Origin of the sequence: Planomicrobium stackebrandtii (assembly GCF_030814955.1) — a bacterium.
In the GTDB taxonomy this organism is placed as follows: Bacteria; Bacillota; Bacilli; order Bacillales_A; family Planococcaceae; genus Planococcus; species Planococcus stackebrandtii.
In genome coordinates this window covers 90,819-105,034 of the sequence record NZ_JAUSWB010000004.1, presented here as the reverse complement: position 1 = coordinate 105,034, position 14,216 = coordinate 90,819, and the positions used below count along the sequence as shown (strand labels likewise).

Genomic DNA, 14,216 nt, shown 5'->3' with positions numbered 1-14,216 from the left:
TTATCAATCAGATGGGCGCTGCTTCAATCAGTTTTGCTGAAACTGGTCTACCGATCGAATGATAATCAATTCCATTTTTCTCCATAGCTTCTAGCGTAAAACAATTTCTTCCATCAATAACGAGTGGCCTTTTCATTTTGTGGAATACGGCCAGATCGACGTTCTTAATTTCATCCCAATCGGTCAAAATCAGTACAGCATCACTATTGTCAACCGCTCTTTCAATTGAATCTGCGTATTGAACTTTCGAACTCAAAATGGTTTTAGCATTGTCCATTGCAATTGGATCATAAGCTACAACCTCTGCTCCCAGCTTTATCAATTCTTCGGTAATCAGGATAGATGCAGACTCCCGCATATCATCTGTATTCGGCTTGAATGCAAGTCCCAGCACAGCTATTTTTTTACCTGAAATGACCGGGAGACAGTCGTTCAACTTGCCGATCAATATCCCTTGCTGTTTTTTATTGACATTGACCACGCCTTTCAGCAACTCAAACTCATATTCGACATTTCCCGCAATTTGTATCAAGGCTTTTGTGTCTTTTGGAAAACAAGATCCGCCATAGCCGATTCCCGCTTTTAGAAATTGGCTGCCAATCCGTTGATCCAATCCCATTCCCGTTGATACATTCTCTATATTGGCCCCCAACAATTCACAAATGTTGGAGATTTCATTGATAAAACTGATTTTAGTTGCCAAAAATGCATTCGATGCGTACTTAATCATTTCCGCACTTTTTATATCTGTTTTAAAGATAGGCACCCTGAATGGCTGATTGATCTCTTCAATTATGCTGAATGCCTGTTCATTTTCGGCACCAATGACAATTCGGTCTCCATGGAACGAATCATGAATTGCCGATCCTTCTTTTAAAAATTCAGGATTTGAGACGACTTCAACTTGAAGTCCATCAGACAAATGAGTTTGAACGATTTCTTTGATCATGGCATTTGTTCCCACAGGAACGGTGCTTTTCGTGACGACGATGACATCATGCTCGACATTTTCAGCAATGTCTTTAGCGGCTTGAGCCACAAAAGATAAATCAGCAGAACCATCTTTGTTTTCCGGGGTTCCTACCGCAATGTAGACAACAGCTGCCTGTTGAAGCCCTTCCGAGTGACTCGTCGTAAAGCGCAAACGCTTTTCTTTGATGTTTTTGGCCATCAATTCACTTAGACCAGGCTCATAGATGGGAGAAATCCCCTTCTTCATTTTTGTAACTTTGTCTTCATCAACGTCGATGCAGATCACGTGATGGCCAATTTCAGACAAACTCACACCAGTTACCAATCCGACATATCCAGTGCCAATGACACATATATTCATACGGAATCCCCCAAATTAGAATAGTGGTGCAGCTGATTTATCTTTCATCAATTCTTTAATGATGCTTTCTACATCTTTTCCAAATTCCGGACTTTCCAAAGCGAACTCAATGGTTGTCCGCAGGAACCCAAGCATCTCACCCACGTCATAACGCTTGCCTTCAAAGTCGTAAGCATAGACGCTTTGCACCTTGTTAAGCTTTTGGATAGCATCCGTCAACTGGATTTCTCCTCCTGCCCCTGCACTTTGGGTCCCGAGAAAATCAAAAATTTCAGGATCCAAAATGTAACGCCCCATAATTGCCAGATTAGAAGGAGCTGTACCTGGTTTCGGTTTTTCTACAAAGTTGCTGACCTGATAGCAGCGTCCATCCACTCGACTTGGATCGATGATGCCGTATCGATGCGTTTCATGATCCGGCACCTGCTGTACTCCGATAATAGACGACTGCAGTTTGTCGTATTGGTCAATCAATTGTTTTAAACAAGGCTTATCCGCTTTTACAATGTCATCTCCCAGCAGGACCGCAAACGGCTCATTTCCGATAAACTTGCGTGCGCTCCAGACTGCATGCCCTAAACCTTTTGGCTCTTTCTGGCGAATATAGTGAATTTCTACATTTGAGGTATGCTGAACTTTTTCAAGAAGTTCAAACTTGCCTTTTTTGAACAAGTTGTCTTCCAGCTCGAAATTCTTATCGAAATGGTCTTCAATTGCGCGTTTTCCTTTTCCCGTAACGATGATGATGTCTTCGATGCCTGAAGCAATGGCTTCTTCCACAATATATTGAATCGTCGGTTTGTCTACGATTGGCAGCATCTCTTTAGGCATAGCCTTTGTTACCGGAAGAAATCGCGTACCCAAACCAGCTGCTGGAATAATTGCTTTTCTTACCTTTTTCACCATACAATCCACCCGCCTTTGATTTATTTCAGGAACACCGATTCCTATCTTTTTTAAATGGGACCGAACCTTTCTGTTATCAAAAAACAGGTTCTTTAGCACTCAGATGACTAAATATTGTCCCATTGTAACATCGATAGTCCCTAAAAAATAGTTTAATTATTGAGAATTATTAATTTAAATAGCTTAATTAGTTCTATTTACTTATAATTTAATTCATTAAAAAGACTTTTTAACACTATATATATATTCTAATATTCAGATAATTTAAAACGTATTTAAGTATGTGAGACGATCATTTCCAAATCTCCGTCTATAAAATAATTGCCGATAGTCGCAGGTACAATGAAATTATCCCCTTTTCTCACTGTCGATACACTCTCTTCTGTCACAATCTGTCCCGCGCCACCAATAACGCTGACCAGTAAAAACCCGGTCGTTAACGGCACTTCAACTTTTCCGCCAAGCAGCCAATGGTACACCGTAAAATACTCACCTTCAATCAACCGCGTTGACTCAAGGTTGTTCAACTGCTCTTTCAAGTTGCTTTGGATAACTTGCTGATGCGGACAGGTCATTACGGCCATCGCTTCTTCTAAATGCAACTCCCGCTTCTTGCCTTCTGGATCTACACGATCATAATCATACAGCCGAAATGTAATATCAGAACTTTGCTGCGTCTCCAGAATAACGATCCCTTTGCCGATCGAATGCAGCGTTCCGCTTGGCACGTAAACAAAATCCCCTTTTTTCACCTTGATGCTTTGAAATAGCTTGTGCCATTCCCCTTTGCTTACCAGTTGCTGAAACTCTTCCCGCGATTGCGCCTGGTGCCCAATTATAATTTCAGCATCTTCGTCACAATCCAAAATATACCAGCATTCTGTTTTCCCGAACGGTTTATGGGCTAGCTCTTGGGCATAATGATCATCCGGATGCACTTGAACAGATAACTGATCATTGGCATCGAGAATTTTCACCAGCAGCGGAAAATCACTGTCGGTAGTTTCAGAGCCGAATAACTGAGGATAGTTCTGCCAAACCTCCAACAAACTTTTCCCCTGCAGTTCGCCATTCATAACAATGGATGGCCCATTTTCATGAGCGGAAATAACCCATGCTTCCCCTGTCGTTTGCGAAGGAATATCATAATTAAATAATTTTTGAAGCTTTTTCCCGCCCCAAATCCGCTCCTGGAAAACCGGCTTTAAAAAAACAGGTTCCTTATACATGAACTCCCCTCCCTCATGGAATAACAAGCGCCATACTAATTACAAAAATTTCCCCACCCGTTATCCATGGCGAGCAGTTATTTTGATTTTGCAGATTGCTTCGATTTCTTCCCATTCGTTCGAAGTGCGGAAAATATCTTCTTCAATCAATTCGCTGCCTGTTTGAACTTCGATAATTTCCATATCAGTTGTCGCTTTCAAAGTATGTTTAGCTCCAAGCGGGATATGGATAACATCTCCTGTTCTGACATGGCTCAATTGATCATTGAAAACAAAAATGCCTTCGCCTTTTACGATGGTCCATACTTCACTGCGCTTGTAGTGCATTTGGTAGCTGAGATTTTTCCCGGCATTTATTCCCAATCGTTTGATCAGAACTTCGTTGCCTTCCGCATATCTTGTATATTCCAACACCCGATACCAGCCCCAGCGGCGTTCTTCGTACATCGGCCGGCTATTAAAACCTTCCACATATTCTTTCACTTTGGTACTGGCATCTTTGTCGGTCACCAATATCCCATCCGGACTTGCCGCAACCACTACATTATCCAAGCCGAGCAGGGTAATGGGAATATCAAGTTCATTGACGATATGGGAGTTTTCCACCCCTTTGCCAATAATCCCTTTGCCTGTAATCTGAACCGCCATTTCATCTGTCAAGGTATTCCAAGTCCCCAAATCCTTCCAATAGCCGTCGTATGGCAGAGAAACAATGTGAGCCGCACGCTCAACCACTTCATAGTCAAAACTATTCTTAGGAAGACGATGGTAATTTCTGAGCAGCTGAGAATATTCGGTCGGCATGCCCCGCTCTTTCAATAGATCAATAATATAACCCAGCCGGAAAGCAAATACGCCGCAGTTCCATAAAGCATTCTGCTCGATCAGCTCTTCCGCTTGTTGTTCCGTCGGTTTCTCTTTAAAATAATCAACCGTCAAATATGAATCATCCGACTTATTGTCCGGAATAATGTAACCATATTTCGCAGAAGGATAAGTCGGTTTGACTCCCATCAACGCCAAGTCGGCTCCCGAATCAAGCAAGGCTTTCTCTAGATCTTGAACACGTCCAAAAAATCGGTTCTCAACGTATGGATCTACCGGCAGCATTCCTACCACTTCATCAAGACTGCATTTCTGGACCGAATAAAGATAAACAGCTGCCAGAGCGATGGCCGGAAACGTATCTCTTCTCTCGGGTTCAGTGACCACATGGACATCTTGCCCCAATTGGGTTTTAATCATATCCACCTGAGAGCTGCTGGTGGCAATGATGGAATTTCCAGCCATGCCTGTTTCCTCGATTTGCTTCCAGACACGTTGAACCATGGAAACTTTATTGCCATCCTCATCACTCAACACTTTAAGAAACTGTTTTGAACGCGCATCGTTGGAAAGTGGCCATAGGCGCTTTCCCGATCCCCCCGACAACAATACCAATCTCATAATTATGCCCTCCTTCTCCGTCTGCAGTTTTAACTGAATGCCAGTCTTTTATCCTTATAAAATTTAATAAAAATAAAAAACCGATATTCCTTATAGGTAATTTTTACCTAAATAAAAAACTAACTAATCTTATTTACACGTAATTTTAAAAAGGTATACACGTATTATATATATAAATACCTAATAATTCAATATAATTTTCTAATTAATTAGAAATATCAGATATATTTACCTATTTTATTTCCCGAACCCGCTCATATCAAGGGCTATAGAGTTATTTTATTTTTCTTACTTTTTAGAAATTTAAGACATTTTTTATTTGTAAAGTCGACTCAAAGTCTTTTCGAAGAAATTCTGCATTTTCGTCTATAGATTTAGTCATAAAAAAGCCGCCTCCATGGAATCATATGATTCCATGGAGGCGGCTTGGTTAATTGGACTTATTTTTTATTGACAGCTTCTTTGTAATGCTCTGTTTGAGCCTGATAAGAAGTCTCCAGCTGCGGAGTTCCCGCAATCGCCTGCAGCACGTCACGGTATTTATTGATGGACGTATCCCTCGTCAGGTTTTTTTCAAGGTAAGCACGTCCTTTGAGTCCCATCTTCTTCAATTCAGCAGGATCCAAGCTTCGCAGATAGTTGATCGCATGGACGACACCCTGGTAGTTTTGAGGTTCGATGACAACTCCTGCCCCGCTTTCAAAAATTAGGCGCTGCACTTCACTGCCCTGCTCCAATACACCCAAGACAGGTTTGCCCGCTGCCATGACGCCATAAATCTTGCTCGGTACAGAAACTCCTTTAATGCCTTTTTGGTTGACCACTAAATGAACATCCGCCGCATTCAGCGAATACTTGAGAAATTCTTTCGGCTGATACGGAAGGAATTTGACGTTTTCAAGATTGTTTTGGGCCGCATATTCCTGAATCCGCTGCTTGACAGCCCCTTCCCCGATAAACAAGAAAACAAGATCAGGCTGATCCGTAAATTGCTTGGACACTCCTATTAAGTTCTCGAGATCATAGTAAAGACCTAGGTTCCCTGAATACATGACGATAAATTTATTATCCAACCCATGCGTTTCCAGGAATTCACGAATGGCCGGTTCATCTTTTTCAAGTGGAACAATAGCATGTTCATCCGTCCAATTGCTGATGACAGTATGGCTCGGCACTTTCTTATCTACAAAACGCCCTCTCAAGGTTTCAGCCATATCTTCCCCTACCAGCAGCACTTGATCGGCATAGCTGCAATTCAGCTTATCGACAGCTTTGGCAATTTTGAAAATGGTCTGATTGTTGGTATACGCTACAGCCTGTGCCTGCTCGGGATTAAAGTCATGGACACTGTAAATATGCCGCGAACGTTTCAACAGCTTGCCGATGGTCCCGATCAACCCGCCCAATACTGGCGGCTGGGAAATCGTGAAAATGACATCTGTTCCTTTCTCCTTCAGCAACGCGATATTTGCCAATAAAAAATAGGAAGAGATGTATTTTATTCGACTGGCTTTGGAGTTTTTATTCACCTCGGGCAGTTTGATCCGAACCACTTTAATGCTGTCTAAATAACCTTCTTCGAAAAGTTTCTTGCTGTCATGGTTTTCACCGGCATATCCCGGCTGCGCGGCAATTACCGTAATATCAAAATCGTCCTGCAGGCGCCCTGTCAGTTCCGTCATCAATTGACTGGTAGCTGCAAGATCTGGATAAAAGTAATTGATGACAAAAACGATCTTTTTTTTGCGTAGCATATGGACCTTCCTTTCCCGGAGAACACCCAGAAAAAATGGGCATTCCTCATTTAAAGTTCGTCAAAAATAGCAATCAAAGCATCAGTATATTTATCTTCGGTATAAAACTCTTCAAACGTCTCCCGGCTCATTCGCCCGAGGCGCATGCGCTCGGCATCATCGACTACCAGATCTTTGATAGCAGCTTTGACGCCTTCCACGGTCGGTTCGATTATGACACCACAATCTTTGATCAATTCTGCAATAATCCCTCGATCCGAAGATATAATCGGCAGCCCTGCAGCCATTCCTTCAATAATAGACATCGGCTGGCCTTCTACCTTGTACTTGGTTGGGAGAGCCATCATATCCGACTCCAGGAAAAAACGTTTTTTCTCATCACCTTGTTTAAGGCCATGGTACTGGATACGATGATCCATCTCGTTCGCCGCGATGTATTGTCTGACTTCCTGGAATTCGCTTTCGTTCTGGATGCCGCCAACCAAATCCAAACGGAGGTTATGCCCTTCCTTGATCAATGCTGTCGTAGCCTTGATCAACTCCACATAGCCTTTTTCGAACATCAAGTTGCTTAAGTACAGGAGAGATATTGCCCCTTTTTTGTTGCCTAGCCCTACTTCGCTTTTAAGAATAAAGTCTGCCGGGATGCCATTGGACACCACTTCTATCCGCTTGACATGGCCTCGGTAATTAGGGGATAGCTTCCCGCCCAGCACAATGCCGACATCAATTTTTTTCAGTGAATTGACGATGAACTTCTGCGTGGTTCCTGAAACGGCGTCAATAGTGCCACCGAGATTATTGCCATGCAGATGCGTCACCACTTTCCCGCGACCGAGCAACTTGCATGCCTGAATCATCATACAATCCCGCAGCAAGCCCATTTTCGTCTGAGAAATGGAGATATACAGGATCGGATTCTTCATGGCAAGCGACAGCAATCCAGAATAAAGAATGGCAAAAGAATCGGTCCATACTTTATCAAAAGAAAGAGCCCCTGGATGTTCGAAATCCTTACGGCTCAAATTAATTTTTTTTACTTTATACCGCTGATGGAGTTTTTCTGATTTATATAAGGATTGCAGAGCGATGCTTTCTCCCAATATAGGAGGAGGCAAAGGCCCGACAAAAATCAAATTCCCTTTTTTTGTTCCAGCCATGTTAAATCACCTCTCAATAATTGACATCTGTTTGCCTTGCATTTTCAGAGGCAAGTTCCTAAACCTGATCCACTCACCAGTGCTAATGCGGTTCAGTGGATTTTAACGCAGGCTTGTCCACCAAGTCCTTCTCAAACGAGGCTATGACCAGATAAATAATGACGAAAATCGGCAGAATAATGACCAGCGGTTTGATGTAATAGATATAGCCGTACCAAAACACCCGCGCAATGGTTAAAACAATCCAATAATATCCTAGAGCCATGCCAAATTCTCCAAACAACTTCTTCATCACATAAGCTGGCACAAAAATGATGGCATATGTTGCGAATGGCGCCAAAATCAGTCCCATAATTTCATAGTTCAAGTAGTATTCACCGAAGACAAACAACCCATAATTGGTATGAATAAGCGAAGCAACAAGATGAGCTGCTTGCGGACTTTGCGCCTCAATGCCAAAGAAAGACGGAATCAACTGAGGAATATAATCGATGAGCGTGTAATAGTTGCCGTAAGTATGAGTTACTTCAATAGCTGCAGCTGTAGAATAGACGAGATCCTGAACAGTTGGATAATTGATGAGAATAAAAACAGAATCCAAAATTGCTTCTACATCAAAAATCAATCCAGAATGCCGGACTAAGCCCAAATATGAAAATACCAACAATCCTCCGGCAATCAACGCGGCTTTTTTAAACGAGAATTTCGATTTTATGACTCCCGCTCTTTTTGTAGCTGTCAAAAGCAAATACAAAATCAGCAGCAGCCCTAAAATATCAACACGCGCATAATGCGACAGCAGCCAAAATGGTACAAATAGGATCGCAAATTTCCGAATGGTGCTTCCTTTGACACCCATCAGAACAAAGAAATACGAGATGACGACAACTGAGTTCCAGGCATTTCCAGGCAGTAAGCTGGGCGAAAGATCATGATAGGCTTTACCCGGAAGATCCGGCAAATAAATGATGGAAGAGACGATGGCTAACGCACTGAAAAACCAGGTTGCCAACAAACTGTGAACTTTCCCTGAATAAAAAGTCAAAATTTTGGCATCATAGTTTCGATAAGTTTTATTGGTCATCCAAAGCAGGATCGACCAAATGTAATAGAAAAACAATGCACCAAAAGCCAAAGTGTAGAAATGCTTTTCGATAAGATGGGTGCGGTCATTGAACAATGCCTGAACTTCACCAACCGGACCAAAGCCGAGTATGCTGATGATCGGCAAAAACAGCAATACCAAAGAAAAACTGGCAAATCCCACTTTAAAGACATAAATGTCCATAATAAATTTAAAGGAAAAAATAATTAAAATGAATAGGTTCCATGGATCATCGGTATTGAAAACCTTTCCTGCCTGAAGCAAGTAATAGATCACTGAAATCCCAGTTAGTAGATTGACGATGATAAACAGGACTTTTTCAAATCGATCATCGGCCTCAATATGCTTTTCCATCGTCTCATTCCTTTATTTATAATTCCCTTCTCCGACAACCAAATGCATCCCAATCCGCGGAACTCCTATTTCAGGAAGGAGTAGTCACGGATAATAGGCGGGATTTTTTGTTGTTTTTTTTGGATTGTGTGTAGAGATAGGATAAAGCCTTCAAAGGTAAAAAAGTGGAGAGATAATAAAACAGAAACTTTAAAGACGTGCGTTCATCCTTAAAGCCATCTGCCAATATACCTCTGGACAGACGAACAGTTTCTTTGTTTTGGCCAACAATCCCTGTACGGAAAATAACTTTCCAAATATTCAAAGTAAAACGGTGAAAAGTCGACTTTTTCTGTTTTTTTGCCATATTCTTATATTTTTCGAAAATGCTCAAATGACCGTTGAGCACTGACTTTTTATTAGTCGTGATGCGTTCACCGCTATGGTGATAAAACAGCACCATGCTTTCTTTGACAAAATCGAACTTGGTCACTTGCGCCAGCCTTATGTACAAATCCCAATCCTGGCAACTTGGCAAACCGGCATCAAAACCCTCCACTTGCTCCAGCACTTCCCTTTTCACCAATACCGATGATGTTGTATCGATACAATTAGACTCAAACAACTTTGGCAATATATTCCCACGATGGGCTGGCACTATTTTACGGGTAGGCTGATTGTTCTCATTGACTACTTGCACTCCCGTGTAGATCACACCAACATCCGGCTGATCCTTAAATAGCTGCAGCTGTTTTTCCAGTTTGTCCGGAAGCCATTGATCATCAGAATCCAAAAAGCCGATAAATCTCCCCGTGGCTCTTTTGATGCCGGTATTTCTGGCTTCAGACCCGCCTTTATTGATGTCATGCTTCAAATAGACGATGCGGTCATCGTTCATCTTTTCGACAACTTGTGCTGTGTCATCAGTCGAAAAATCATCAATAATGATGATTTCAATATTTTGATGACTCTGGCTTTCCAAACTTTTCACTGCCTTTTTCAGCAGTTCCGCACGATTGTACGTTGGAATAATGACGCTGACTTTATCATTTAAGGTCACCATTAAATTTTATCCCCCCACCCGATAAGGAACCCGCTTCCATTAATACTCAGTGATGGCGCTCTTTTCTTCCTTTAATAGATTGCAGTCGTGCGTAACCATAATTTCTACAAGCTCTTCAAACGATGTAGAAGTCGGATTCCATCCAAGCAGATTTTTCGCCTTGGATGGATCGCCCAATAGCTGCTCAACCTCTGCCAAACGGAAATATTCCGGATTTACTTCTACTATAACTTCGCCCGTCCTTGCATTAATCCCCTTTTCGTCGATTCCCTCTCCCTGCCATTCCACTTCAATTCCGGCATGCTTAAAGGCCAGAGTAGCGAATTCACGGACTGTGTGCATTTCTCCTGTTGCAATGACGAAATCTTCTGGTGTATCATGCTGCAAAATCAGCCACATGCACTCCACATAATCCTTGGCATAACCCCAATCTCTTTTTGCGTCCAGATTGCCCAATAAAATTTTGTTCTGTTTGCCATTGGCAATTCGCGCGACCGCCATGGTAATTTTTCGCGTGACGAAAGTTTCGCCGCGGCGCTCTGATTCATGGTTGAACAGGATGCCGTTCACTGCGAACATATCGTAGGACTCCCGGTAATTTTTAGTGATCCAGTAACCATATAGCTTTGCAACGCCATAAGGCGAACGCGGATAAAAAGGTGTTGTTTCCCGTTGCGGAACTTCCTGCACTTTGCCGTAAAGTTCTGATGTGGACGCCTGGTAAATGCGCGTCTTTTTCTCCAGACCCAAAATACGCACTGCTTCCAAAATACGCAAAGTACCGACTCCATCCACATCCGCTGTATATTCAGGGGTCTCAAACGACACCTTCACATGGGACATTGCTGCCAAATTATAGATTTCATCTGGCTTGATTTCGCTGATCAGCCGAATGATATTGGACGTATCCGTCATGTCCCCGTAGTGAATGTAAAAGTTGTCACTCGATTTTAGTTCTTCTACGTATAAATGCTCGATGCGGCTCGTGTTAAAACTCGAACTTCTGCGAATAATGCCATGCACTTCATAGCCTTTTTCCAATAAAAAATCTGATAAAAATGAACCATCCTGCCCGTTCACTCCTGTGATCAATGCCTTTTTCATAATTTTCCCCCTTAATTGGTCAACATAGTATTTTTTTCTATATGCTCTAAAAACCACTTATAGGCCATTTCCAAGCCTTCGTCCAGCGAAGTTGTCGCTTGCCAGCCAAGGCTTGTCAGCCGATTGATATCCACTAATTTGCGGGGTGCGCCATCCGGTTTCGAAGCATTAAAGACGATTTCTCCCTCATACCCCACTGTTTCCCCAATTTTTTCCGCCAGTTCTTTAATGGAGATATCTTTCCCCATGCCAATATTGACCAAGTCGCTGCCGCTATAGCAATTCATCAAATAAATGGCTGCATCTGCCAAATCATCAGAGTAAAGAAACTCCCGTTTTGGCGTTCCAGTTCCCCAAACTTCAACCGTCGGCGCATTGTTCATTTTGGCTTCATGAAATTTCCGGATGAGCGCCGGCAAAACATGTGAACTGCTTAAGTCGAAATTATCGTGTGGACCATACAAGTTTGTGGGCATGATAGAAATGAAATTTGTACCGTATTGCCTATTATAAGATTGGCACATTTTGATCCCTGCAATCTTGGCGATGGCATAGGGTTCGTTCGTTGGCTCGAGCTCTCCGGTCAGGAGTGAATCTTCTCTCATTGGCTGTGCCGCCAGTTTTGGATAGATGCATGTACTGCCAAGAAACAGCAGTTTTTTGACTCCGTTCTGATAAGCGGCATCAATGACATTCGTTTGAATCATCAAATTATCACGAATGAATTCTGCGGGAAAGTCGTTATTTGCAACAATGCCTCCCACTTTTGCTGCCGCCAGAAAAACATACTCTGGCTCCTCTTCCTCAAAGAACAAATCGACCTGATCACGCCGGGTCAAATCCAGTTGCTGGCTGGTCCGAAATACTAAATTGGAATAGCCTTTTGCAGTTAAGTTTCTTACAATCGCAGAGCCTACCAGGCCCCGATGTCCAGCTACATAAATTTTCGCGTCCAAGTTCATAAATACCCCACCTTTTTTCAGCGTCTGCCATGTATGTGTACATGGATGCTGGTATCTGTTTTATGTTTTTTATAAATAGGACAAATATAAAACCAATATTCACCCTTGTACCCAAGACTATATACTTACTAATGGATTTTATTTTCTCATTCTACCATACAATAGTCTAATATTACAGATTATTTTGATTATTTAATAAATATCATAATATTTATTCATTATATCTAATGAATTCCAGTTTTCCTGTTAACATTCTTGCATTTAATTTTTAAAACCAATGCTCCTGTAACATCTAGCGATTTTCCTTCAAGTGATACATGCCATTTATCCACCTTTAACCGCTGTTCGTTTTTGAAAAAAACTTTTCATTTCCATTAACAGCTCACGTTGGTTCAGAATCATAAGCAAGCCGTAAATTGCCCCTCCGATAATAGTGTCGATTACGATAATAGCAATCGGCTCCATACCTGTTAATTGAGAGTTAATGATATACAATGGCGCCAACATAATGGCAGAGTGAACCATTGGCTTAATAATCGATAGCGTCAATTCAGCTAAGCTGTCGCCGATAATTTGACGAATTCTAACAAAATAACTGATATAAAATAACACCACTCGCAAAAGGCCGACCGCCAGAGCCACTATGACGATTTCACCAGAGAGGCTTGCCAAATAGACGACGACTGGAATAATTCCCAACTGAAACAATTGCCAGTAAAAACTCCATTTGACCTTTCCAACCGCAATAAATAAGCTGCCGCTCGGATTTCCCAATGCCTTAAAAAGTCCATATAGACAGAGGATCTGAATTATGACAATACTCTCTGCCCATTCCGTTCCAAGCAAAATGGGCACGGCGTATGGAGCTGAGACAATGACCCCTGCCAGCAGCGGTGCGTTAAAGCTTGTCAGCATATTCGTAATCAGCAGATAGGCTCTGCGCAACTTGCTGCTGTCCAATTGAATTTTCGAAAATACCGGAAAAGCTACCCGATTGATCATGGAATTCATCTTCTGTACCGGCTGCATAATGAGGTTCATGGCCATGCTGTAATAGCCGAGCGCTACTGGCCCCAGCGTAATGCCGATAATCATCTGATCGATTTTTGTCGTAAAGTAGTTGATGCTGGTGGAGCCTAACCGGTACATGCCAAAAGACACAAACCCTTGAATGGCAGTCCAGGAAAATACAGGCTGCGGTCTGGTTTCCAGATCCCGATACCCTCTAACCATCCAGGGAATGCTTCTAATCAGCGAGGTGGCGATATGGCCATACACGAGCGACCAGGCACCAAGACCAGTAAAAGCGGCCAAATATATAGTCAGCAGCACACCGATTGCTGTGGCAAAAATTTCATTTTTAGTAATTTGCGCAAATTCCAGTTTTTTTGTTGCAAGCGTCTGAAACTGCAGGCCCAATGGCAGAATCAGAAAACTGATGCCAACCACCTGGATCATTGCTGTCAAACTGCTTTCATTAAACAGCAGCGCAATTACAGGAGCAGCAAGCAATAAGATCAGAAACAACACGACCCCGACAAAAAGCGAAAACCAATATAAACTGGACAACTCAAGTTTTGAAACCTTCTCTTTCTGTATTATGGCGTCCGTGATGCCCATTTCCAGAAAGAGCTGCGAAAACTGAATGACAATTTGCACCATGGCGATCAGCCCAAAAATCTCCGGGCCCAGAACCCTCCCCAAAATCAGCAGCTGGGCAATCTGCAAAACACTGGTCACGAGCATTGAAATAGAAGTTAGTTTCACACTGTTCACTGCTTGATTTTTTAAAGATGCCATAGGTCATTCCTCTAATCGCAT

Annotated in this window: 11 protein-coding genes; all 11 read right to left on the bottom strand. The window is 42.4% G+C overall.

Annotation, left to right across the window (positions count from 1 at the left end):
• Nucleotides 1-7: 7 nt before the first annotated feature.
• Entirely contained in the window at nt 8-1,333 is a 1,326-nt protein-coding gene (locus QOZ98_RS08395; protein ID WP_308787032.1) for a UDP-glucose dehydrogenase family protein, read from the bottom strand.
• Between the two features lie 15 nt (nt 1,334-1,348).
• Nucleotides 1,349-2,236, bottom strand: coding sequence for a UTP--glucose-1-phosphate uridylyltransferase GalU (gene galU, locus QOZ98_RS08390; RefSeq protein ID WP_308787275.1), 888 nt, complete (start codon nt 2,234-2,236; stop codon nt 1,349-1,351).
• A 278-nt stretch (nt 2,237-2,514) separates the two neighbouring features.
• On the bottom strand, nt 2,515-3,468 hold the full coding sequence (gene manA / locus QOZ98_RS08385) for a mannose-6-phosphate isomerase, class I (protein WP_308787031.1): 954 nt from the start codon (nt 3,466-3,468) through the stop codon (nt 2,515-2,517).
• Nucleotides 3,469-3,528: 60 nt separating this feature from the next.
• The gene (locus QOZ98_RS08380; protein WP_308787030.1) at nt 3,529-4,914 is read right to left on the bottom strand and encodes a sugar phosphate nucleotidyltransferase; all 1,386 of its coding nucleotides are present in this window, start codon (nt 4,912-4,914) and stop codon (nt 3,529-3,531) included.
• Nucleotides 4,915-5,354: 440 nt separating this feature from the next.
• Nucleotides 5,355-6,668: a glycosyltransferase family 4 protein gene (locus tag QOZ98_RS08375; protein ID WP_308787029.1), complete on the bottom strand. Its 1,314-nt coding sequence runs from the start codon at nt 6,666-6,668 to the stop codon at nt 5,355-5,357.
• 50 nt (nt 6,669-6,718) lie between these two features.
• The gene (locus QOZ98_RS08370) at nt 6,719-7,828 is read right to left on the bottom strand and encodes a glycosyltransferase family 4 protein (RefSeq protein ID WP_308787028.1); all 1,110 of its coding nucleotides are present in this window, start codon (nt 7,826-7,828) and stop codon (nt 6,719-6,721) included.
• 82 nt (nt 7,829-7,910) lie between these two features.
• Nucleotides 7,911-9,287 (bottom strand): hypothetical protein, encoded by a 1,377-nt coding sequence (locus QOZ98_RS08365; protein ID WP_308787027.1) that lies wholly within the window; start codon nt 9,285-9,287, stop codon nt 7,911-7,913.
• Nucleotides 9,288-9,357: 70 nt separating this feature from the next.
• Nucleotides 9,358-10,329, bottom strand: a complete 972-nt coding sequence (locus QOZ98_RS08360) for a glycosyltransferase family 2 protein (protein ID WP_308787026.1) — start codon at nt 10,327-10,329, stop codon at nt 9,358-9,360.
• A gap of 39 nt (nt 10,330-10,368) precedes the next feature.
• The gene (gmd, locus tag QOZ98_RS08355; RefSeq protein ID WP_308787025.1) at nt 10,369-11,433 is read right to left on the bottom strand and encodes a GDP-mannose 4,6-dehydratase; all 1,065 of its coding nucleotides are present in this window, start codon (nt 11,431-11,433) and stop codon (nt 10,369-10,371) included.
• A gap of 11 nt (nt 11,434-11,444) precedes the next feature.
• A complete protein-coding gene (gene fcl, locus QOZ98_RS08350) occupies nt 11,445-12,395 on the bottom strand; it encodes a GDP-L-fucose synthase (protein ID WP_308787024.1) in 951 nt (316 codons plus the stop codon).
• Between the two features lie 324 nt (nt 12,396-12,719).
• A complete protein-coding gene (locus tag QOZ98_RS08345) occupies nt 12,720-14,195 on the bottom strand; it encodes an MOP flippase family protein (RefSeq protein ID WP_308787023.1) in 1,476 nt (491 codons plus the stop codon).
• Between the last annotated feature and the right edge of the window lie 21 nt (nt 14,196-14,216).